At 62.8% G+C, this 22,120-nt stretch carries 23 protein-coding genes and 1 pseudogene; 10 read left to right on the plus strand and 14 right to left on the minus strand.

All coding sequences use genetic code 11. From position 1 onward, the window contains the following. Window positions 1-3: 3 nt before the first annotated feature. Both KKY_RS13235 and galE read right to left on the minus strand, forming a co-directional pair. Window positions 4-1,245, minus strand: a complete 1,242-nt coding sequence (locus KKY_RS13235) for a lytic murein transglycosylase (protein ID WP_083824098.1) — start codon at window positions 1,243-1,245, stop codon at window positions 4-6. Then, window positions 1,197-2,195 carry a UDP-glucose 4-epimerase GalE gene (galE, locus tag KKY_RS13240; protein ID WP_014131871.1) on the minus strand — a complete coding sequence of 333 codons (999 nt, stop codon included), beginning with the start codon at window positions 2,193-2,195 and terminating at the stop codon, window positions 1,197-1,199. Before galE ends, KKY_RS13235 begins: the two co-directional genes overlap by 49 nt. 124 nt (window positions 2,196-2,319) lie before the next feature. Here galE and galU point away from each other — a divergent pair, with 124 nt between their 5' ends. After that, window positions 2,320-3,216 (plus strand): UTP--glucose-1-phosphate uridylyltransferase GalU, encoded by an 897-nt coding sequence (gene galU, locus KKY_RS13245; protein WP_014131872.1) that lies wholly within the window; start codon window positions 2,320-2,322, stop codon window positions 3,214-3,216. Here the strand turns inward: galU and KKY_RS13250 are convergent. The 7 genes from KKY_RS13250 to KKY_RS13280 all read right to left on the minus strand — a co-directional run bounded on the left by KKY_RS13250 (window position 3,200) and on the right by KKY_RS13280 (window position 10,965). Then, complete coding sequence (locus tag KKY_RS13250) at window positions 3,200-4,621, minus strand: outer membrane beta-barrel protein (protein ID WP_014131873.1); 1,422 nt, start codon at window positions 4,619-4,621, stop codon at window positions 3,200-3,202. The genes galU and KKY_RS13250 overlap by 17 nt on opposite strands. Window positions 4,622-4,815: 194 nt before the next feature. Further along, the gene (locus KKY_RS13255; protein ID WP_014131874.1) at window positions 4,816-5,277 is read right to left on the minus strand and encodes an NfeD family protein; all 462 of its coding nucleotides are present in this window, start codon (window positions 5,275-5,277) and stop codon (window positions 4,816-4,818) included. Window positions 5,278-5,281: 4 nt separating this feature from the next. Further along, window positions 5,282-6,250, minus strand: a complete 969-nt coding sequence (locus KKY_RS13260; RefSeq protein WP_014131875.1) for an SPFH domain-containing protein — start codon at window positions 6,248-6,250, stop codon at window positions 5,282-5,284. A gap of 91 nt (window positions 6,251-6,341) precedes the next feature. Next, window positions 6,342-7,364, minus strand: coding sequence for a ferrochelatase (gene hemH, locus KKY_RS13265; protein WP_014131876.1), 1,023 nt, complete (start codon window positions 7,362-7,364; stop codon window positions 6,342-6,344). 235 nt (window positions 7,365-7,599) lie between these two features. Continuing rightward, the gene (locus KKY_RS20075; protein ID WP_014131877.1) at window positions 7,600-9,198 is read right to left on the minus strand and encodes a HoxN/HupN/NixA family nickel/cobalt transporter; all 1,599 of its coding nucleotides are present in this window, start codon (window positions 9,196-9,198) and stop codon (window positions 7,600-7,602) included. A 4-nt stretch (window positions 9,199-9,202) separates the two neighbouring features. Next, window positions 9,203-10,105: a LysR family transcriptional regulator gene (locus KKY_RS13275; protein ID WP_014131878.1), complete on the minus strand. Its 903-nt coding sequence runs from the start codon at window positions 10,103-10,105 to the stop codon at window positions 9,203-9,205. Then, window positions 10,102-10,965 (minus strand): creatininase family protein, encoded by an 864-nt coding sequence (locus tag KKY_RS13280; RefSeq protein WP_014131879.1) that lies wholly within the window; start codon window positions 10,963-10,965, stop codon window positions 10,102-10,104. The genes KKY_RS13275 and KKY_RS13280 overlap by 4 nt, the downstream gene beginning before the upstream one ends. Window positions 10,966-11,040: 75 nt before the next feature. Here KKY_RS13280 and KKY_RS13285 point away from each other — a divergent pair, with 75 nt between their 5' ends. The 3 genes from KKY_RS13285 (at window position 11,041) to KKY_RS13295 (ending at window position 12,202) form a co-directional block, all read left to right on the plus strand. Further along, complete coding sequence (locus KKY_RS13285) at window positions 11,041-11,466, plus strand: hypothetical protein (protein WP_014131880.1); 426 nt, start codon at window positions 11,041-11,043, stop codon at window positions 11,464-11,466. A gap of 78 nt (window positions 11,467-11,544) precedes the next feature. Further along, window positions 11,545-11,901: an iron chaperone gene (locus KKY_RS13290; RefSeq protein ID WP_014131881.1), complete on the plus strand. Its 357-nt coding sequence runs from the start codon at window positions 11,545-11,547 to the stop codon at window positions 11,899-11,901. Window positions 11,902-11,926: 25 nt separating this feature from the next. Then, window positions 11,927-12,202, plus strand: coding sequence for a DUF2277 domain-containing protein (locus KKY_RS13295; protein WP_014131882.1), 276 nt, complete (start codon window positions 11,927-11,929; stop codon window positions 12,200-12,202). Here the strand turns inward: KKY_RS13295 and KKY_RS13300 are convergent. Next, window positions 12,184-13,788 (minus strand): L-aspartate oxidase, encoded by a 1,605-nt coding sequence (locus tag KKY_RS13300; protein WP_014131883.1) that lies wholly within the window; start codon window positions 13,786-13,788, stop codon window positions 12,184-12,186. The genes KKY_RS13295 and KKY_RS13300 overlap by 19 nt on opposite strands. Window positions 13,789-13,813: 25 nt before the next feature. Further along, window positions 13,814-14,881 carry a quinolinate synthase NadA gene (nadA, locus tag KKY_RS13305; protein WP_014131884.1) on the minus strand — a complete coding sequence of 356 codons (1,068 nt, stop codon included), beginning with the start codon at window positions 14,879-14,881 and terminating at the stop codon, window positions 13,814-13,816. Window positions 14,882-15,015: 134 nt separating this feature from the next. Here nadA and eda point away from each other — a divergent pair, with 134 nt between their 5' ends. The 4 genes from eda (at window position 15,016) to modB (ending at window position 17,508) form a co-directional block, all read left to right on the plus strand. Beyond that, window positions 15,016-15,651, plus strand: a complete 636-nt coding sequence (gene eda / locus KKY_RS13310) for a bifunctional 4-hydroxy-2-oxoglutarate aldolase/2-dehydro-3-deoxy-phosphogluconate aldolase (RefSeq protein ID WP_041529444.1) — start codon at window positions 15,016-15,018, stop codon at window positions 15,649-15,651. Then, window positions 15,652-16,026 (plus strand): winged helix-turn-helix domain-containing protein, encoded by a 375-nt coding sequence (locus tag KKY_RS13315; RefSeq protein WP_014131886.1) that lies wholly within the window; start codon window positions 15,652-15,654, stop codon window positions 16,024-16,026. A 67-nt stretch (window positions 16,027-16,093) separates the two neighbouring features. Beyond that, on the plus strand, window positions 16,094-16,828 hold the full coding sequence (gene modA, locus KKY_RS13320; protein WP_014131887.1) for a molybdate ABC transporter substrate-binding protein: 735 nt from the start codon (window positions 16,094-16,096) through the stop codon (window positions 16,826-16,828). Continuing rightward, window positions 16,825-17,508 carry a molybdate ABC transporter permease subunit gene (gene modB / locus KKY_RS13325; protein WP_014131888.1) on the plus strand — a complete coding sequence of 228 codons (684 nt, stop codon included), beginning with the start codon at window positions 16,825-16,827 and terminating at the stop codon, window positions 17,506-17,508. The genes modA and modB overlap by 4 nt, the downstream gene beginning before the upstream one ends. Here modB and KKY_RS13330 read toward each other — a convergent pair. Beyond that, window positions 17,505-18,845 carry an MFS transporter gene (locus KKY_RS13330; RefSeq protein ID WP_014131889.1) on the minus strand — a complete coding sequence of 447 codons (1,341 nt, stop codon included), beginning with the start codon at window positions 18,843-18,845 and terminating at the stop codon, window positions 17,505-17,507. The genes modB and KKY_RS13330 overlap by 4 nt on opposite strands. Window positions 18,846-19,163: 318 nt before the next feature. Between KKY_RS13330 and KKY_RS20080 the strand changes: the two are divergent. Further along, a pseudogene (locus KKY_RS20080) lies at window positions 19,164-19,933 on the plus strand (IS5 family transposase). 13 nt (window positions 19,934-19,946) lie between these two features. On the opposite strand, the gene KKY_RS13345 reads toward KKY_RS20080, so the two are convergent. Further along, window positions 19,947-20,516 carry a hypothetical protein gene (locus KKY_RS13345; protein WP_041529446.1) on the minus strand — a complete coding sequence of 190 codons (570 nt, stop codon included), beginning with the start codon at window positions 20,514-20,516 and terminating at the stop codon, window positions 19,947-19,949. A 64-nt stretch (window positions 20,517-20,580) separates the two neighbouring features. Continuing rightward, window positions 20,581-21,540: a carbohydrate kinase family protein gene (locus KKY_RS13350; protein ID WP_014131891.1), complete on the minus strand. Its 960-nt coding sequence runs from the start codon at window positions 21,538-21,540 to the stop codon at window positions 20,581-20,583. Between the two features lie 175 nt (window positions 21,541-21,715). Between KKY_RS13350 and KKY_RS13355 the strand changes: the two genes are divergently transcribed. Next, window positions 21,716-22,108, plus strand: coding sequence for a GNAT family N-acetyltransferase (locus tag KKY_RS13355; protein ID WP_014131892.1), 393 nt, complete (start codon window positions 21,716-21,718; stop codon window positions 22,106-22,108). The last annotated feature ends 12 nt before the right edge of the window (window positions 22,109-22,120 follow it).

The raw sequence follows: 22,120 nt of genomic DNA on the forward strand, positions 1-22,120 counted from the left end.
GCCTCAAAGCGCATCGCGAAGCCTTTGGTGGGCATCGAGGGTCACGAACCCGTCAGCCACCAGCCCGGCGTCTGCCTGAAACCGCGCATAAGCCGCCTGCGTCACCGGCCCGATATTGCCGTCGACAACGCCCTGGTAATACCCCAGCCGCGCCAGCATCGTCTGAATATCGATCCGCTGCTGGCGATTGGGAAATTGCGCCCCGCGCGGCCATGGGGTCACGAACGCTCCTCCACCCTTGAGCCGGTCGGTCAGATGGGCCACGGCCATGGCGTAGGAATCGGAGAAATTATAGCCCTTGAACACCAGATAATTGCGCGTCATCAGAAATTTCGGCCCCTCCGCTCCCGCCGGCACGTAGAGGAACACATCGGTGCCCGGATCGGAAAACGAACGCCCGGCCACCCGCGCCACCCCCCGTTCGGCAAAAAAGCTTATGGGCCGAAAGATGTCCCGGTCGGCCAAAAGATAATCGAACCCTTCGGGCACATCGACCTCAAAGCCCCAATCAAGTCCGGGCTGATATCCCAGCCCACGCAGATAATTGGCCGAGGAGGCCAAAGCGTCGGCCAGCGAAGTGTGCGGATCGACGACTCCGTCCCCGTCCCCATCCTGTCCGTATTGCAGATAGGCCGTGGGGATAAGCTGCAAATGCCCAAGCGCCCCGGCCCACGAGCCAACCAGCCCCTCCCCCGATCCCCGCGCCTGCGCTATCCGCAAAGCGGCGATCAGTTCGGCCTCGTCCTCGGCCACCCGCCCGCGCCGCTGATGGGCGAGCGTTGCGAGAGACGCAATGATCGGCTTGATGAGCGAGCGATTGGACAACACGGCCCCATAGTCGGACTCCATTCCCCAGATCGCCGCCAGAACATAAGGATCGACCCCATAGCGCTGCCCGATTGCGCCCAGCAGGTCCCCATTGGCCGCCACCGCCGCCTGCCCACGCCCAATGCGCCCCGACCCGATCCGCGCATCGAGATACTCCCAGACAGGCGTCACGAATTCGGGCTGTCCCGAAATCAGCGACGGGATCGAAGGGTCGGGCTGAACCGGCCCCATCACAGCCCGATAAAAATCGCGGCCTATGCCATTGGCAACCGCAACCGTCTCCATCCGGTCCTTGAACGCGTCAAAGCTTTCGACGGGCTGCGCCAATACCGCTCCGGCCAGGCCCAGCCAGACGAAAACCGCTCCGATCAGAGAATGGAGGGCCGATCGTTGCGGGTATCGAGATATTTTTCCCATTTATAGGCCATCTCCACGATTCCGGCGAGGTCGTCATGCTTGGGCACCCAGCCCAACGCCTTGATCCTGTCGGCCCCCGCCACGATCGAGGCCGGATCGCCCGGCCTGCGCGGTCCGTGTTCGACGGGAAAATCGATGCCTGTCACCGATTTGACCGTCGAGACAACCTCATCGACCGAAAACCCGCGCCCATAGCCGCAATTGACCGTGATGCTCTCCCCGCCACCGCGCAGATGGCCGAGCAGCAGCCCGTGAGCCGCGACGAGGTCGGAGACGTGAATATAATCGCGCACGCAGGTCCCGTCAGGCGTCGGATAATCGTCCCCGAATACGTTCATCTTGTCGCGGTGTCCCAGCGCCGTCTGCACAGCAACCTTGATGAGATGGGTGGCGCCCGCCGTCGATTGCCCTGAGCGCATCTGCGGGTCGGCGCCCGCCACGTTGAAATAGCGCAGCACCCCATAAGTGATCGGATGGGCCGCCGCCACGTCGGCCAGCATCCATTCGCTCATCAGTTTGGACCGCCCATAGGGCGAGACCGGCGAAAGGATCGCGTCCTCTGCCACCGGCTCGAGCCCCACCATGCCGTAAACGGCGGCAGTGGAGGAAAAAATGAAATGTCTGACCCCGCCGGCCACCGCGGCTTCGATCAGGTCGCGCGTGTTGGCCGTGTTGTTCTTGTAATATTTGAGCGGGTTTTCCACCGATTCCGGCACGACGATCGATCCGGCGAAATGGATGATGGACTTAATCTCATGCTCGGCAATGACCTTTGACACAAGTTCGCCATCCGCCACATTGCCTTCGACGAGCTTGACCCGATGATCGACCAGCCAGGGAAAACCGGTGGTCAGGTTGTCGAGCACCACGACGTTCTCCCCCGCATCGGCAAGATGCAACACCATGTGCGAGCCGATATATCCCGCACCGCCAGTGACCAGAATAGCCATGATTGTCCTTAAATCCGCTTTGTGCCTCCGCATGCATCGCTGGCATGCAACTGTCACCACAATCTTGCATTAAGACATTGAAACTGTCTTAGTTTATGTCAAAGCAATTTCGTGGGAGTATGAAGTGGTCCAGAGAGTCCGTACAGCAGTCTTTCCCGTCGCCGGCCTTGGAACAAGGTTTCTTCCCGCCACCAAGGCCATGCCAAAGGAGATGCTGACGGTCGTCGACAAGCCCGTCATCCAATACGCGGTCGACGAAGCCCGCGAGGCGGGCATCGAGCATTTCGTTTTCGTCACCGGCCGCAACAAGGGCGTCATCGAGGACCATTTCGACCGTCAGTTCGAACTCGAAGCCACACTGGAAGCCCGCGGCAAGACCGCGGCCCTCGAACAGCTTCGCCGCGATCTCCCCAGGGCCGGCCAATCGAGCTTCACCCGCCAGCAGGAGCCGCTGGGCTTGGGCCACGCCGTCTGGTGCGCCCGCGACATCGTCGGGCGCGAACCCTTCGCGCTGCTCCTGCCCGACATGATCTTCAAATCCTCTCCCGGCGTCCTCAAGCAGATGATGGACACCTACGAGGAATCGGGCGGCAACATCATCGCCGTCGAGGAATGCGCGCCTGAAGACGTCTCCTCATATGGCGTGATCGCCCGCGGCGAAGGCCCCGACAAGGGCTTCGCCATCACCGGCATGGTCGAAAAGCCCAAACCCGAGGACGCACCCTCCAACCTCATCATTTCGGGCCGCTACATCCTGCAGCCGGAAATCTTCTCGCTCCTGGGCGAACAGACAGTGGGCGCCGGCGGTGAAATCCAGATCACCGACGCCATGCGCTATCTCATGGACCGCCAGCCCTTCATCGGCGTCAAATACGATGGACAGGTCTTCGATTGCGGCTCCAAGATCGGTTTTCTGACCGCCAACGTCGCTTTCGCGCTCGATCGGCCCGATATTGCCGATGCATTTCTGAGCGAACTCAAGACCCTGACCGGCGATACCCCGATCAATATTGAAGACTGACGCCGCCGCTGATCCGATGCTCGTCGCGGCTGGCACCCGCCGCGGCGGGGTCCTCGCGCAACCCATAATCATAGTCGAGCGTCGCCGTGGTGTGCTGGCCGAGCGCAACATCGGCCCCCAGCCCCGCCGAATAGCTCCGGCTGGTCGCCGAACCGTCCTCGGGCACCTCCCACTGCGCGCCCACCGATGCCCGCAGGCCGAGCCAGGAATTGGCCCTGTGCCGGGCCTCAAGGCCAATATCGTAGGTTGCGCTCGCCCCTGAGCCACCCGATCCGGGCGTCAGTTCGGTCTCAAGGCGCGCCGTGAACGCGGTGGCCGTTGTTGGGCTGTAGTCCAGCGAGACGCCATAGAGCCAGGTCTGCGCTTCAGGGATGGCGGCGGCATCAAACATCCGCCACCCCGATCCGACCGACGCCTCCAGTGTCACGACATCGGACCAGTTGGCCGTGATCCCGCCCCGCAGTTCGAAATCATCGCCCGAGCGGCTGGCCCCGAGATCGGGATCGATGCCGTCAAATTCAGTTCGCCCCGCGCCTCCCTGCCCGAATACGCCAACAACCGGCGTCAGGTCGTACCCGACCCTGAGCGCCCCGCCATAACGCGTCGCGCCTTCATGGCTGTTGTCGATCACCGTGTCATCGGCCCGCGTCGCTTCACCGACCCAGTCGCGTGCGAGTTCCCCTGTGCCCGTCACGCTGAAATTGCCGAACCGGTGCGTATAGCCGACCCCCGCCGCCCCCGAAACCGAAACCGGCGCACTGGCCAGGTCCGCCTCGTCGGTGCTCAATCCGTCCGGGGCGTCCTGGGAGAGCGCAAGATCTCCATTGAACGCCAGGCCCGCCGACGGTGAGAGACGATGGACGATGTCGGTCGACACATTGGCCGCCCCAACCCGCACATCATCCGATTGCGGCGCAACCAGCGTCGCCGAGGCGTCCAGCGTCACATCGGTCACCCCACCGGAGCGCGAATAGGAAACAGATGGAATGGCCAGCATCTCGAAGTGCTCGGCCGAGCCGCTGCGCACATAGGCGCCCCGCAGCGCAACCCCGTAGCCAAGCTCGCCCCAATCGGCCGTATCCGTGGAAAGGGGGGCGGCCATGGCCGCTGGCAAAGGCTCGACGGCATATGCCGGCCGGGCAGGTGCCGGCGGAGTGACGGCCACAGCAGGCGATGGCGCAGCGAGCGGCAGCGGCTGGGTTGGCGGGCTCACCGGCACACTCGCATCGGTAGCCGGAAACTGGCACAGCGTCCCCGGTCGGCACCCCACGCCCAGCGATCCGCGCAAAAGATCGGGATTGTCCGTCCCCGATCCGTCTCCCTGCGCAAGCGCCATCGCGGCGCCGGCCAGGGCGCCGGCTCCCCCAAGGGCCAGCACGAGAATTATTCGGGCGTTGAAATCCAAGAGCGCGAATCCGGAAAGTGTAACCGGAGGCTTTCAACTTATGGTTAATAAACCCTTACGCTGGCTACGAAATCACGGGGGATCGCGGCAATTGGAGCGCGTCCAGCAAAAGTGGAAACGGTTTTGCGGTTCGGACACGCGATAAAACAAAGGCTTAGAGCCAAGGATTTGATTCAATCAAATCCTGAACGGCTCTAGCCGACGGCCTCGACCTCCAGAAGCCCGCCGCGCGCGCCGGTGATCCGCACATGCGACCCCGCTGGAAGGTCGGGTCCCGAAACGCGCCAGAGCGTATCATCGATCCGCACCCGCCCCACACCGTCGCTGATCGCCTCGACAAGCGCGGTCTCCCGGCCCAGCAACCGTGCCGTGCGCGCGTTGATAAGCGGGTCTTCACTCGGCGGGGCATCGCCGTGCCGCCGCCGCGAATAGGCCAGCCAGCCGCTCACCAGTGCCACCGAAAGGATGCCGAACAGCCCCCACTGCAATGGCCACCCGATGCCCGTCTGAAACACCGTCAGCCCGGTCAGCAGCGCCGCGCCGCCGAGCCAGACCATGAAGACACCCGGAACCAAAAGTTCGGCGCCCAGCAGCACGAGCCCGAAAATCAGCCACGCCCAGCCTGCGTTCTCGCCAATCAGCGCGATGATGTCCATGATCCTAGCTTTCGCTGCGTGTCGATGGCGGTCGGCCCGGAACATTGCGCCGTGGCGCCTCGCCCCCGAAGGCCTCGCGGGCGATTTCGGCGACCCCGCCCAGCGCCCCGATCACATTGGCCGCCTCCAGCGGCAGCATCAGCACTTTCTGGTTGGGCGCCGAGGCGATCTTTTCGAGCGCCTTGACGTAATTGTTGGCCACGAAATAGTTGATGGCCTGCACGTCGCCCTTGGCAATGGCTTCCGAGACCATCTCGGTCGCCTTGGCTTCGGCCTCGGCGGCCCTCTCGCGCGCCTCGGCATCGCGGAACGCCGCTTCGCGCCGGCCCTCGGCCTCGAGCACCTGTGCCTGTTTTTCGCCCTCGGCCTTGAGAATTTGCGCCTGTCTTTGCCCTTCGGCCTCAAGGATCACCGCGCGTCGATCGCGCTCGGCCTTCATCTGCCGTCCCATGGCATCGACGAGATCGCGCGGAGGCTCGATATCCTTGATCTCGATGCGCGTGATCTTGACGCCCCAGGGCGCAACCGCCGCATCGACGACCCGGAGCACGCGCGAATTGATTTCGTCGCGATTGGAGAGCAGTTCGTCCAGATCGAGCGAGCCCATGACCGAGCGGATATTGGTCATGGTGAGGTTGAGTACGCCCTGTTCGAGATTGGAGATCTCATAGGCCGCCTGCGCCGCGTCGAGGATCTGATAGAAGGTCACCCCGTCCGCCGTGATCGAGGCGTTGTCCTTGGTGATGACTTCCTGGTGCGGCACGTCGAGCACCTGCTCCATCATGTTGAGCTTGCGCCCGATGCCATCGATAAAAGGGACGATGATGTTGAGCCCCGGCTTGAGGGTGCGCGTATAGCGCCCGAACCGCTCAACCGTGTAATTGTGCCCCTGTGGTACAGTCTTGACCCCGGCGAACAACACCATGACGGCCAGAATGCCGACAACGATCAGGACTATCGAAAATCCGTCCATGTTTAGCCTTCCCTCTTGCCCGACTCATGGCCGGTCCCACGGCAAGGACTTTACGGTCGGGCCCGACCGCTGACAATCGTGAGGTTGCCGCCTACAGCCAGCCCGACAGTTCGCGGCGCACGACGCTTTCGATCATCGCCATGCCGTCCGGCGTATCGTTGAGGCACGGGATATAGGCATAGCGCTCGCCGCCAGCATGCATGAATTCCTCTTCGCCCCCGATGGCGATTTCCTCGAGCGTTTCGATGCAATCGGCGGAAAATGCCGGGGCCAGGATCGCGACTTTCTTGATCCCCTTGCCCGGAAGCTCTTTGAGCGTCTCGTCGGTATAGGGCCGCAGCCATTCGGTGGGTCCGAACCGGCTCTGGAAGGTCAGCATGATCTTCTCTTTGGGCCAGCCGAGCTTCTCGCGCACCAGCCGCGTCGTCTTGTGGCACTGGCAGTGATAGGGGTCGCCCTTGTCGAGATAGGTTTTGGGCATGCCGTGATAGGAGGTGATCACCAGATCGGGCTCGAAATCGAGCTTTTCGACCCCCTCGCGGATCGAATTTGCCAGCGTCTCGACGTAGATATCGTCTTCGAAATAGGCCGGGACGGTCCGCACCGCGGGCTGCCAGCGGATATTGGCGAGCGCCCGGAATGCCTGGTCGTTGGCTGTGGCCGTCGTCGTCGCCGAATATTGCGGATAGAGCGGGAACAGCAGGATCTTGTCGCACCCCTGCTCATGGAGCTTTTTGATCGCGCTTTCGGTCGAAGGATTGCCGTAGCGCATGCCGTATTCGACGGCCACCCCGTCCGCCGCCATGGCCTGCTGCAGTTTCTCTGCCTGTCCGCGCGTAATCACCCGCAGCGGGCTTTCATTGGTCCGCTTGTCCCAGATCTTGGCGTAATTGGCGCCGGTCTTTTGCGGCCGGAACGACAATATGCCGAAATTGAGAATCGGCCACCACAGCCATTTTGGCGTCTCGATGACACGCGGGTCGGAGAGGAATTCCTTGAGATAGCGCCGCACGCTCCAGTAATCGGTTCCGTCGGGCGTACCCAGATTGAGCAGCAAAACCCCGATTTTGCGCGGTTTGACGGGCGGATGATCGGGTGGCAGATGGGCGTTCATCGGTATCCTGAGGAATGCGGGGTGTGAGGTCTTTGTTTTTGTTGATGCGCACAATAGCGCCAAAGCCTGCCGGGGCAACACTCTGGCGAAAACATGCGGCCATTTGACCGCTAATACGTCGGCTTTGCGCGCCTGGAGCGTGTCCAGCAAAAGTGGAAACGGTTTTGCGGTTCGGACACGCGATAAAATAAAGGCTTAGAGCCAAGGATTTGATTCAATCAAATCCTGAACGGCTCTAGATCGCCGCGAAAAACAAGATCATCCCGAACGCCATGACCAGCAGCGCCCCAATCATCTCCAGCCACCAGACCACCGATTCGCCGGCCATGCCCCCTCCGGTCAGCCGCAGGGCGCCGCCCTTGAGATAGACGGCGGCCGATGCAAGGACCGCCACCGTTATCGCCGTTCCCAGCCCCATAAGGAACGTAGCGGCAATACCCGCCGCCAGAACGCCCTGGCTCAGCGCAAAGACCAGAACCACCAGCGCGCCCGAGCATGGTCGCAACCCCACCGAAAGAACGACCCCCAAAGATTCTTTCCACCCGCCCCGCGCCTGCTGGGGCGCCACCACATGGTGGTCGCATGCGTGGTCGTCGTGGGCGTGGTCATCATGGGTGTGGTCATGCGAATGGGCATGAGAATGCCCGTGATGGTGTTTGTGGGGAAACACCAGCTTGCGCGCCGCCAGCCATGCGCCGAGCAGGGCAACCAACCCATAGGATATGATCTCCATCCACCACGCCGCGCGGCTCATGGCCATCGATGTCAGTTGCAACACGCTTGCCGCAACCAGAACGAAAGCCACCGCCACCGCCGATTGCATCATGGCCGACAAAAAGCTCAGAACGATGCCGCGCCGCAACTGGCGCTCGCTGGCCAGCACATAAGACGAGATCACGACCTTTCCGTGCCCCGGCCCGGCAGCGTGGAAGACACCGTAGAGAAAACTCAGTCCTCCCAGCAGCCAAAAGGCGTTGCCGTCGCTGCGCAGCGCGCCCAGGGCCGACGTCATGGCGCCATAAAAGCTGCGCTGCTGCTGGCTCACCCAGCCGAAAAATCCGCCCTGCGTGGGCACCAGCGAGGTCTCCGGCGGTGGCGCGGAAAAGGGCGATGCGGGGCGCTGGGCCGTTGCCTCGCCAATCGCGTCGAGCGCCGTCGCCGGCACGCCCCCCGGGCAGGTCACCGTTACCAGATTGGCCATGGCCCGCGCCGCCTCGCGCAGATCGGCGGGGATTTCGGTCACGTCCGGCCCCAGCATCCACAGCCGTTCCTCGAGCTCGGGATCGATGGGCTGCGGTTCCTTGGAAACCACGCTGCACCCCTCCGGCGCCCCTTCCAGCGTCACCGAATTTTCGTTTGGAAACGTAAAGGCTGCATAATATTCCGGGTCGCCCACCTCGATGTCATAAATGCCGCCGACCGACTGGGGTTCGGCAAAATTCATCGAAAACGTGAGCGTTACCTGCCCGTCCTCATAGACCATGGACGGATCGCTGGCGCCGGCTACCGCCGCGTGGCCATCGAGCCCGTCGGGATCGCCGAACGTATAATAGGAGTAAAAATCGAGCCCCTCGATATTTTCCTCGGCCAGCGGTTGCAGTTCGGTGGGCGTCAGTACCCCGTCTCCATCCGCATCGAGTCCCTGAATGGCCCAGGCCGAAAAATATTCGTCGAACGTCCAGTGGTGGCGCATGCCCACGATTGCGCCGTCTTCGAACAGCACTTCGCCCGCCGCGTCGATCCAGACATGCGGATGCGCGGTCGCCGGGCCAACCCATCCAACCAGCGCGGCAAGGCAACCGGCGGCTATCGACTTGAGAAAATTTCGGGCCATGGGATCAGGAATTGACCGGGTGGGTTTCGAACCATTCGACGAGAAAGTCGATAAGCGCCCGCACCTTGCCCGACAAATGCCTGCGGTGCGGATAGACCGCCTGCAGGAATGGACGCTGTGGCAGATATTCGGTCAGCACCGGCACCAATTCCCCCTTCTCGATGGCCGAATCGGCCAGGAAACTGGGCAATAGCGCGAAACCGAGGCCCTTTTGTGCCGCAACCAGCGCCCCGGCGGGAGAATTGACGCGGACCGGCCCATCCACATGAATGGCAATCGTCCGTCCGTCCTCGACGAACTGCCAATTGGCCTGTCCGGTCATGTTTGTGTCGACGATGCACGGCACACCCTTGAGCGCCTCGGGCGTCTGGGGCACCCCATAGGCCTTGATCACCTCGGGCGTCGCGCACACCGCCACCGAGGTTTCGGCGATCTTGCGGGCGATCAATGAGGTGTCCGACATCCGCGAAATCCGCAGCGCCACATCGATCCCCTCTTCCACCAGATCGACCATGCGATCTTCGAGCCGCAGGTCGAGCGTCACGTCGGGATGGGCGCGGGTAAATTCGAACAGCGGCTCGAGCAGCGTCGATTCCCCGAAATTGCGCGGCGCCGAAACGCGCAATATGCCGCGCGGCGCCGCCGTCTGTTCGGTGATCGTGGCGTCCAGATCGTCGAGCTGGGACAGGATTTCGCGCACCTCGCGATAATAGGCCTCGCCCGCTTCGGTCAGGCTGAGCTTGCGCGTCGTGCGGTTCATCAGCCGCACCCCGAGATAATCCTCGAGGTCGGTCACATATTTGGAAAGCAGCGCCTTGGACCGGCCGTGAATGCGCGCGGCGGCCGAAAAGCCGCCGGCATCGAACACCTGCACGAACGCCCTTATACGGGCCAGGTCCTGGCTCATTCACTCTCCTTTTGCGAATCCCGGAGCCAAGAAAGGTCGAACCGGGCCACCTCGTCAAGCAGTTGCGCAAAACCTTTAAGGATATGATCGGCCAGCGCCGCGCCCTTTTCGGCGCTTGCCGCACGAGCATCGCCCACCACGCCAAACCGATTGAGGTCCTTGCTCAACCACCCGAACCGATGCCGCCCGTAAGCTGAAAGATGGGTCATGCCCGCCTCGATGGTTTCCAGAGACGACCCGAAATGGGCGGCCCGATCCATTTCCACCTTATGGGGAAAATAATGCAGCATCAGCGCGGTCTCGATCGCCCCGCCATGGATGCCGTATTTCCGTTCATGCTCGCTAAACAGCCCCTCGGGCATGCCGAACCGCATCCAGGCGGTGCTCACGGCCAAAAGGCCCAGTTCGGCCCGCGCCTTGAGGATCACGCTCTCCACGACCGGGGTGTTGCCCCCATGGCTCGAGACGATCACCAGCCGCTTTCCCCCTGCCCTCGCCCATTCCCCGGCAATGGCGAACCATTCGGCAATCAGTGCGCCCTCTTCTTTGCTCTGCGTCCCATCGGCCCACAAATGCTCGCGCGATGCGCCTATGCGCTGGATGGGCAGCACGGCTGCGTCGACGGGGCTGGAGAGGTAGGACCCAAGAGCGCTAAGATGGCCCTCGGCGATGTCGCAATCGGTCGAAACGGGGAGATGGGGGCCGTGCGCCTCGGTTGCACCAACCGGCAGAATGGCGATTGTCTCCGCGCTCACACGCCCATCGGCAAACGCGTCATTCTCGTTCACGAAAGTCAGCGGCACTGCCCGCCCCCGGAAAATTTCAGTATCGACCCTATAGCGCACCAGGAGCGCGGACAAGCAATGCGGCCCCTGATTAACTTTCCCGCCAAAGGCGATTCGACGCGAGCCCCGGTTTTGGCTAGATCAATATCCATGAGCAAATCCGCCGCCGGCTCGACCCTTTACCGTCTGATCGAAGCGGGCCATCTGGCCCGGCAGGCCTTGCTCGCCCCGCTCGCGGCACGCGGGCTCGAGGCTGGCGACGATGCCATCCTGCTCGGCCTTGCCGATCCGGCCGGCACGACAACCGACGCGCTCGTCGCGTTCACCGGCCTGCCCACCGACCAGCTCGATGCGCGACTGGCCCGCCTCGAAGGCCGCGACCTTCTGTTGCGTCTCGCAGTCGGGCCCGAAATGGAGCCCGGCGCGCGCCTCTCCCAACAGGGCCACGCCATGCGCCAGGCCATCGAGGATCACTGGGCCCATCTCGAGCAGACCCTAGCCGAAGATCTCGGCGACAAACGCCACAAGCATCTGCGCAAAGCCCTCAAGCGCATCATCGAAGTGCTGCGGTTCTAGAGAAACGCTGACCGGTCACCGTCTGACTGCGGACATTTTTTCGGTTGCGAGAGTACGGCCGATTGCCAATAGTAACGCATGGCCACCTTTGCCGATCACGACGCCTATATCGCTGCGGCGCCCGAAGCGCTCCGTCCGCTGCTTGATTTCGTGCGCGCCCGGCTTGCGCAGGCGCTTCCCGACGCGCAAGAGCTCATCCAGTACAATATGCCCGGATTTGCCGCACAGGGTTTGGTGATCGCGGGCTATGGCGCCTTCAGCAAACAATGCGGGCTGTATGTCAGCAAGGGCGCGATTAGCGCATATTCGGACGACATCGCCGCAGCCGGGCTCAAGGCGTCAAAGACTGGCGTCACCTTCTCGCCGACCCGCCCCATGTCCGAAGACCTCATCGCCGCACTCGCTCTTGCTTCGCGAAAAGAGCTGGGTGTCTAAAAGGCCCACCCCTCAGGAGAGCCCTATGTGCCGCAACATCAAGCCGCTGTTCAATTTCGAACCGCCTGCCACCCGCAACGAGATGCACGACGCCGCCCTGCAGTTCGTGCGCAAGATTGCCGGAACCACCCGCCCCTCGCAGGCCAACGAAGCCGCGTTTCATGAAGCGGTCGCGGACATCGAAAAATCCGTACGCAAGCTGCTCAGGGCCATGGAAACAAAGGCGCCGCCCAAAAACCGCGAAATCGTTGCCGCCAGGGCACGTGAGCGGGCAAGTCAGCGCTACGCGCGCCCCGCCTGAGCTTCGGCACGGATCGCCCGCGCTTCTGCCAGTGTCATTTCGGTATGCACCTGCCAGCCATCGCTGGCTTGCGGAAAATCGGTGCGGAAATGCCCGCCCCGACTCTCCGTACGCTTCAGAGCAGCCGCCGCAACCAGTGTCGCAGACGTCACCATGTTGAGATAGGCCCGCGTCACTTCCAACGCCGTGTTTTCAAGCTCCAAAAGCCCGCGCAACGCCCGTTTCAGCCCTTCGGCATCGCGCTCCACGCCCACATCATTGCTCATGATCGCGCGCAAATCTTTTACCGCCTTGAGATTGCGCAGCACGTCCTCGGCCCGCGCACCCTTTTCCGCATCCCATGCGATCCCATCGAACGGCGGCAACACCGAGCGCAACGGTTCGAGCCCCGAAATGTCCTCGGCAATCCGCGCGCCATAAACGATGGCTTCGAGCAGCGAATTCGACGCCAGCCGGTTCGCCCCGTGCAGCCCCGTGCACGACGCCTCCCCGCACACCCACAGCCCGGGAAGCGAGGACCGTCCGTCCTCATCCACCTTGACCCCGCCCATGTGGTAATGAGCCGCCGGCGTCACCGGGATCGGCTCGGCCACCGGGTCGATCCCCGCCATGCGGCAATACTCGGCGACCGTCGGATAGGCGGTGAGAATTTTTGCACCCAGCGCCGCCCGCGTGTCGAGAAACACTTCCCGCCCCGCCTTGATCTGCCGGAAATTGGCCCGCGCCACGATATCGCGCGGCGCCAGTTCGGCGTCCGGGTGAATATCGGCCATGAACCGCTCGCCTAAATCGTTGACGAGAACAGCCCCCTCCCCGCGCAACGCCTCGGTGGCCAGCGGCGCCGGATCGCGGCCCGTCAAGATTGCGGTCGGGTGAAACTGCACGAATTCGGGATCGGCGATCACCGCTCCGGCCCGCGCCGCCATGCCCATGGCGTGCCCGCGCACCGAAGGCGGATTGGTGGTCACCGCATAAAGCCCGCCCAGACCGCCCGCCGCCAGAACCGTGGCCCGCGCCCGGATAAACACCGGCTCGACATAGCGATCGCCCAACCGCCGGCAGAACACCCCGACGATCCGCCCGTCCGCATGGGCCAGATCGACAGCGGTAATCCCCTCGACCACCCGGATCGAGGGCGTGGCCCGCACCTTGGCGATGATCGCCTGCATGATGGCGTGCCCGGCCCGGTCGCCCGATACCCGCACCACCCGGTTGGCCGAATGGGCGGCTTCGCGCGATAAAATGAACTGCCCCAGCGCGTCGCGATCGAACGGGGTGCCCCAGCCCGCAAGATCCTCGATCCGCGCTGCAGCCTCCCCGGTCACCGATTCGGCGACGCCATGATCGACGATCCCCGCCCCGGCCATTTCGGTGTCCGCCGCATGGGCCTGCGCGCTGTCGCCGGCCCCAACCGCCGCCGCCACCCCGCCCTGCGCCCAGGACGAGGACGCCCCCGACCCCAGCGGCATGGGCGAAAGCACGGTCACCGGCCGCGGCGCCAGCTTGAGCGCACAAAACAGCCCCGCCAGCCCCGCCCCCACAATCACCACGCCTTCGGCGTTGAAGACGTTGTCGAAAATGTCCAAGAAAATGCCCCCCCGAGAACCGGCGCTAGGTCTTCGGCCGCGAAAATTCGATCATCCGCTCCACCGCCGCCCGCGCCGGCTCCATCAGCTCCTCGGCAATCGTCACTTCCTCGGTGTCCGTGTGCAGGCTCCAGAGGATATTTTCGAGATTGATGCGCTTCATGTGCGGGCAGATGTTGCAGCCGCGCAGGAACGCGACACCCTCGGTCTCGGCCGCCACATTGTCGCTCATCGAGCATTCGGTGACCATCACCACCTTGGCGGGCCGTTCGGTCTTGACCCAGTCGATCATCCCCGACGTCGAGCCGGCAAAATCGACGGCATCGATAACCTCGGGCGGGCATTCGGGATGGGCGATGATCCTGGCGCCCGGATAGGCGGCCCGCAATTCGGCGATGTCGTCGGCGGTAAAGGTCTCGTGCACCTCGCAGGCGCCCGCCCAGGTGACGATCTTCTTTTTGGTCTTTTTCGCCGTGTTCTGCGCCAGGTACTGGTCGGGGATCATCATCACAGTGTCGCCCTCGACCGCCTCGACGATCTGGAGCGCGTTCGATGACGTGCAGCACACATCGGTCACAGCTTTCACCGCCGCCGAAGAGTTCACATAGGTCACCACCGGCACGCCCGGATATTGCGCCCGCATGGCCAGAACGTCCTCGGCCGTGATCGAAGAGGCCAGCGAACAGCCCGCCCGGCTGTCGGGGATCAGCACGCGCTTGGAAGGGTTGAGCAGTTTCGAGGTCTCGGCCATGAAGTGGACGCCGCACTGCACGATCGTTTCGGCCTCGACCTTGGTGGCCTCGATGGCCAATTGCAGACTGTCGCCCACGATATCGGCGACGCCGTAAAAGATCTGCGGCGTCTGGTAATTATGCGCCAGGATCACCGCGTTCTTTTCGCGCTTGAGCTTGTTGATCTGAAAGATCAGCGGCGCATAGAACGGCCATTCGATCTCGGGGATGCGATCCTTGACCCTCTCGAAAACCGGACGCGTTTCGGTTTCGATTGCCTTGGAAAATTTCAGATCGAAATCGGCGGCCAGAACGGCCCGCGCCTCTTCGATCGGTGTCAGGGCGTTGATCTGCTGGATCATGTTCGGGCTCCCCCGCCTGCATCGACATGGCCGCAAGCGACCCGCGGACGTTCACTTAGGGAGTTTTGGTTCCCAATTCAATAAAGCCCGTGCTAGAGCACGGATATCGCATAAGACTTTGGTTGGAGATCGCCATGGCCCAGGACGCAGCAAAGCTCAAATCCATCCTTTCGGCAGCGCCCGTGGTGCCCGTCATCATCCATGATGATGTCTCCACCGCCCGCGATCTCGCCGAGGCGCTGGTCGCCGGCGGATTGCCCAACCTCGAAATCACCCTGCGCACGCCCAACGCGCTCAAGGTCATGGAAGAAATGGCCAAGGTCAAAGGCGCCGTGGTCGGCTCGGGCACCGTGCGCCGCAAAAAGGATATGAAGGCCTCCCGCGACGCGGGCTGCCAGTTCATGGTGTCCCCGGGGGCGCCGGTCGCCCTGCTCGAGGCAGCCGAAGACATCTCGATCCCGCTCCTGCCCGGCATCGCCTCGCCCACCGAAGCCATGGCCGCCTCGCTGATGGGCTATAGCTATCTCAAATTCTTCCCCGCCGAAGCCATGGGCGGCGCGCCCGTTCTCAAGGCTTTCGCGTCCCCTTTGCCCGATATCACCTTCTGCCCCACCGGCGGCATCGATATCGAAAAGGCAAAAATCTATCTCGGCCTTTCCAACGTCATTTGCGTGGGCGGCTCATGGGTCATTCCTGCCGACGCCATCGCCGCCGGCGATTTCGACAGGATCGCTGCCCTCGCCCGGCAAGCGGCCGACCTCGCAGCGTAAATGAAACGGCCGGTCCCCGCTTCCGGTCTGGGCCATCTGCGCATCGTCCTCGATGAAAATTTCTACATCGGGCCCGGCCGCGCCGATCTGCTCGAAGGGATCGAGAGGACCGGCTCGATCAGCGCCGCCGGCAAGGCCATGTCCATGAGCTACAAGCGCGCCTGGAGTCTGGTTCAGGCGCTCAATGATGGCGCGGGAACTCCGCTCGTTGAAACAATCCGCGGCGGCACGGCTCAGGGCGGCGCGCACTTGACCGAAGCGGGCCGCGAAATCCTCGCCCGCTACCGCGCCATGCAGGAAAAGACAGGGGCCGCAATCGAACCCGACGTCGAGGCGATGCGCGCCCTCGTCAAGCCCGCAAACCCAAAGCCATAAACTTGCCTTTCGCACCCCCTTCATGCCAGAAAGCGATATGTCCAACTAAACATATCGAAGAAAAGCCGTGCTCCGCCTCGCCGCCATCGTGTTTGTGATCCTTGCCGCATCGGGGCCCGCCACGGCCCAAGACGCCCGGATCGCCGTTGCCGCCAATTTCACGGCAGCCACCGAAGAACTCGGCGCCGCCTTCACGAGCCAAACCGGCAGCGAGATCGCCTTTTCCTTCGGCGCCACCGGCCAGCTCTACGCTCAGATTACCCAGGGGGCACCCTTTGACGCGTTTCTTTCGGCAGACGCCGCAACGCCCGCGCGTTTGCTGAACGAAGGTTTGGCCATAGAAAACAGCGATTTCACCTACGCGGTGGGAAGGCTGGTCCTGTTTTCCACCCTCCCCGATCTGGTCACCGGCCCGCAAAGCCTTGAGGGTGATTTTACACATCTGGCAATCGCCGAGCCCGCCGCTGCCCCCTACGGCGCTGCCGCAATCGAAGTGATCGAAGCTCTAAACCTCACCAAAGCCCTCTCCGGCAAGCTCGTGATCGGTCAGAACATCTCCCAGACCTACCAGTTCGTCGACACATCAAATGCCGAACTCGGTTTCGTCGCGCTCTCTCAGGTGATCGGACGCGAAGACGGTTCGCGCTGGGTGGTCGAAGAAAATCTTTACAGTCCCATCACCCAGGACGCCGTGCTGCTCAACCCCGATAACCGGACCGCAGCCGCGTTCCTCGATTTTCTCACCTCCGACACCGCCCGCACCATCATCCAGTCGTTTGGCTACGGGACGATCGAGCGATGACGCTGTTCTTGGAAATCTGGCCGGCGATAAGGCTCACTCTGACATTGGCCTTCGTCACCACGCTCATCCTCGTGGTGATCGGTACGCCCCTCGCCTGGTGGCTGGCCCGTTCCAAATCGCGATGGACGATCATCGTCAACGCATTGATTGCCCTGCCGCTCGTCCTCCCGCCCACGGTTCTGGGGTTTTATATGCTCATCCTTTTGGGCACCGGCGGTCCGGGCGGCTGGCTGGCCCCGCTCTGGGGCGGGCGCAGTCTCGCCTTCACCTTTCCCGGCCTGGTCATCGGCTCGGTGCTCTATTCCCTGCCCTTCGTCGTCCAGCCCCTGCGCAACAGCTTTGCCGCCATCGGCCCCGGTCCGCTTGAGGCGGCTTATTCCCTGGGTCTCGATTTCCGAAAGGCATTCGCTCTGGTCATCCTGCCCCTCGCTCGCCCCGGTTATCTCACCGCCGCCGTGCTCGGCTTTTCCCACACGGTGGGCGAGTTCGGCGTCGTGATGATGATCGGCGGCAATATCCCGGGCCAGACCAAGGTGCTCTCCATCGCCATTTTCGATTATGTCGAACAGCTCCGTTGGACCGAAGCCCATATCATCGCCTTCGCCATGCTGGTCTTCGCCTTCGTGGCGCTGGCCCTCACCATGAGCGCCGACCGCTCGATCACCCGCATCCAGCCCTAGGCGGGCTTGGGCCCATCTGCCACTTCGGCAAGCTCGGGCACTCCGGCATAGAAGGCCGAAAGCCGTTTGTAGGGCCGCGAATTGAGCGCCAGAATGGTCACCAGCACCCCGATCAGGCCCGCCACTGTAAACACCAGCGCAATGCCGCGATCCGGTCCCGTGCCGAACCAGCCGCCAATCGTTTGCGCACCCTGCCCATCGGTCATGAACGGGATCACCACGAACTGGGTATAGGGCCCGATAAGGAACGCCGTCAGCGGCGAAGCGGCCTGTTCGACCGATTGTGCAAACCCGAACACCCGTCCCTGCCGCTCCAGCGGAACCACCTTTTGCAGCGTCGTGTGTTCGGCCGCCTCGGCATAAGGCGCCATGAACATCCACACGAAACACCCAGCCGTCAGAAGCCAGATCGAGGATTGCAGCGTGAAGACGCAGCACACCGACCAGGTGATGAGATTGACCAGCAGCAGGGTTCTGAGCGGGTTCTTGCCCAGCCCGGTGCGCGAAATCACGATCCCCGAAACGATGAACGCCGTCGAGAGCACCCCGAACAGCAGTCCCCAGACCTCCACCGAAACCAGCGAGAGCCCATAGGCATCGAGCAGCGCCATGAAGATGCCGCCGAGGAAATTGTTGAACGTGGCGAAAAAGATCAGGGCAAACAGCCCCGGCACCGCCGCGATGATCGCTATCGTGCCCGCGATATCGACGGTACGCGGCGGCTGAACCTCCCCTTCGACCGGCACCGGGCGGCCCTCATTGACCCGCAGGAAGCCAAGATGAACGAACGCCAGCGTGGTGGACGCCAACGCCAGAATGAGCACCAGCCACATCCCGCCCCAGGCGACAAGAAATCCCGAAATCACCGACGTGGTCAAAAACCCGATGCCGGTCACCATCCCCACCAGCCCGTTCGCCTTGTCGCGCTCGTCCTCTGCGATCATGATGGTCACCAGCGTCGGCAGCGCAATCGAGCGGATATTGCCCGCGATAACCCCCAGCATGACAAGCAAAACGAACACCCACAGATAGGGGCCGAACGGATCGGTGAACGCGCCCTCGGGCTCGACCAGCAGCATCACCAGCGCCGCGACATAAAAAAGGAACGAGACAAGGCTCGATCCCATCATCGCTATGCGCTTGGAATTGTGGTCGACGATCGACCCCAGCCAGAACCCGAACGCCGCCGTGAACACCAGATAGATCCCGGCGATCATGCCCGTGGCAAACACCGATTGGGTCTCGATGAAGATCCAGAAGGTGATCGCGAACCAGACCGTAAAGTTCGTGATATTGGCAACCAGATTGTTGCCTAGAATCTGATGAAAGGGGGTCATGGCCGTGTCCGGATCTCTCAAGCTGTGACATTACGTCCGGCGGCACCCATCGGCAATCACCAAACGCTCGCCACCAAGGACGCACCGTCTCGTCACCTGCCGACACGGTCCATTCAAAAAAGATTCCGATCCTAGAGCGCGTCCAGCAAAAGTGGAAACGGTTTTGCGGTTCGGACGCGCGACGAAACAACAACTTAGAGGATTTTCGCGATTCGAAGAAAAGCGGAAATGCTCTAGGGTCAATCGACATTCAGGGGTTCACGAAGGCAGGCGACGTATGATTCATAGGGCTCCAGATTCGTTTTCTGGAGCCCCGCCATGTCGCGACCGAAGCGCTACGAACTGAGCCCCGAGCAGTGGGACCGGATCAAGGACTTGCTTCCTGGCAAGCCCGGCGATCCGGGGCGATCGGGCGCTGACAACCTGACCTTCGTGAACGGCGTGCTTTGGGTTTTGCGATCCGGGGCGCACTGGCACGATCTTCCCGAGCGGTACGGCAAGTGGAAGACGGTCCACAAGAGGTTCACCCGCTGGGCCAAGGCCGGCGTGTGGGAGCGCGTGTTCACGCATCTGATCCGTGATCCGGACAATGAGTATGTCAGCCTGGACTCCAGCCTTGTGCGCGCTCACCAGCAGGCGGCCACCGGCAAGGGCGGCGGCCAAAAAGGGGGGACCAGGCTCTGGGGCGTTCCCGAGGAGGACTGACCACCAAGATCCACATGGCGGTCGACGCTCTGGGCCGTCCGCTAAAGCTGATCCTGACGCCGGGCCAGCGCGGTGACGCGCCGCTCGCCCCGGCGCTTCTCGGAGGTCTGTCGCCGCGCCGTGTTCTGGCCGACAAAGCCTACGACTCCAACGCCATCAGAGCGATGGTCGCGGCGATGGGGGCCGAGGCGGTGATCCCGTGCAACCCGACCCGAAAACAGCTCATCGTCTACGACTTCGAAGCCTACAAGATGCGAAACACCGTCGAGCGATGCTTCAACAAGCTAAAGCACTTCCGCCGCATCGCCACACGCTTCGACCGGCGCGCAGCCCACTTCCTCGGCTTCCTGCAGATCGCAGCCGCTCTGCTCTGGATGCGATGAATGTCGATTCAGCCTAGCGCTCGCCGACGATCTCCCTGACGCCGTCCTCGATCGTGGGGGCCGTGCTGCCGCACTCGAACCCGTCCACCAAATCATCGGCCAGTTGCCGCGCCCGCGCGTTTGCGCCTTCGGTAGCGGCCACATAGGCCATGGCACACGCCCCGCCGCCGTCGGGCTGCCCCACCTTGGAGACCACAAGAAGCTGCCGCGTCCACTCGCCCATCTCGTCGGCGACAAACCAGCGCTGGATCGCCGCCACGGGGCGTTCGGTGTTCCGGTCGATCCGCACCCGCCATTCCACGGTTTCATTGGCGTAGTTGAACGGCGCAAACGTCGCCATGCCCGACTCTGTGGCAAAACCGTATGTCACGCTGTCCCTTCCGTCCGACGAGCGCAGAACGAACGGATATCCCGCATGCCCCGTGCACACGAAATCTGCCCACTCGCCCTCATTGTCCGGCGCGCGGTCGATCAGGTTGCAGTCGGCATCGAGGTCGTATTCGGTATATTCGCTGATCGCCTGCGCCATGACGGGCGTGGCACCGATCCAGACCAGAGCGAGAGCGGCGAGCAGCATTTTCATGGCAATGATCCTTGTGGGCATATCGGGGAGAGCCTCGTTGAACAATCGGGCGGCAATATGCCGTTCACGCGCCTTTCAGCACGGCCTCGACCTCAGCCCGGCTCGGCGGATGGCACCCCACGAAGCCGCAATTGAGCCCCGCCGTCACCGCCCCGAACGCCAGGACCTCGCCCAATGCCTCACCATCGAGCGCCCCCAGTCGTCCCACCGCCAATGCGTCGCGCTCGGCAAGCGCCGTCAGCACGCCCGCCATCAGACTGTCCCCGGCACCAACCGTATCGCCGAACACCTCGGGGCGATGGATCTGCGCTTTCGCCTCGGCTGACGCCGTAAAGGCCCGCGACCCTTCCTCGCCCAGGGTCACCACGACAAGTTCGACATTGGGGCGGGCCAGCAAGCTCTCTGCATGAGCCTCGATGCTCATCGACCCATCGAGCGTCGCAAGATCCTCGTCGGAGACCTTGACGATATGGGCCAGGTCGAGAAACCCATCCAGCCGCTGTGTGTACCCGGCAAAATCGGAAATCAGCGACGGCCGCACATTGGGATCGATCGAGAGCACCGCACCGCGCGCCGCCGCCTGCCTGACCACGTCGAGCCATATTTCCGCGTCCTCGGGCTCGATGGGCAAAAACCCCCCGATCTGGAACACATCGATTGTCGCGGGCAACGCCGCCAGCAGCTTCTCGCGCGAGATATCGCGCTCTGCGGTGCCCTTGCGATAAAAGGCGTAGGCCGGCAGCCCTTTGGTATTGCGCGTCACCACCGCCAGCGTCGTGTTGCAGTCGGACCGCTCCTCGATCAGCGGCACGACCCCGGCGGCGTCAAGCGGCCCCATCAGCAGGTCACCGAAAGTATCTTGGGAAATCGGGCACAAAAAACCCGCTTTCTGGCCCAACCGGGCCAGCGCGATGGCGCAATTGTAAGGAGACCCGCCCTCATGAGCACTCATTTCCATCGCCGTGCCGGCCTTGTGGGGCTTGGCAACCAGATCGATAAGGCTTTCCCCCGCAACCACGAACATCGTGTCCTCCAATGACAAGGCCGGGAACTCTCTACACGAATGCCCGGGCATTCGCCAAGATCATGAGCAGATGTTTATACGGCCCGACGCCCCCCATTGAGCGCCGCTGCAACCTTTGGCAGTTCCCCTGCATTGATTGGGTGTTGTTTATCATTTTCGATGCGAGGGATATTGCATGGACGTCGTCGACGTAAGAATTGATCCGTTCCCCAGCCAGCGTGAATTGTCGGACCTCTGGCGCGCCACATGGGAAATCGATGGCGTATCCGATTTCCAGTCCATCCTCACCCGCAGTCTCACCCATGTCGGCGCCTATCTCGGTGACCGCATCATCGGCTTTGCCAACATGGCCTGGGATGGCGGCATTCATGGCTTTCTCGTCGATGTCTGCGTGCATCCCGAATTCCGCGACCACGGCATCGGCCAGTCCATGGTCGAAGCGGCCCTCAAGGTCGCCCGCAAACGCGGATTGCAGAAAGTCCATGTGGACTTCGAGCCCCATCTGCGCGATTTCTATCTCTCCTGCGGCTTCAAGCCCACCGACGCCGGGGTTTTGACAATCGACTAAGGACCGCCCGAC

Origin of the sequence: Pelagibacterium halotolerans B2, assembly GCF_000230555.1 — a bacterium.
Lineage (GTDB): Bacteria > Pseudomonadota > Alphaproteobacteria > Rhizobiales > Devosiaceae > Pelagibacterium > Pelagibacterium halotolerans.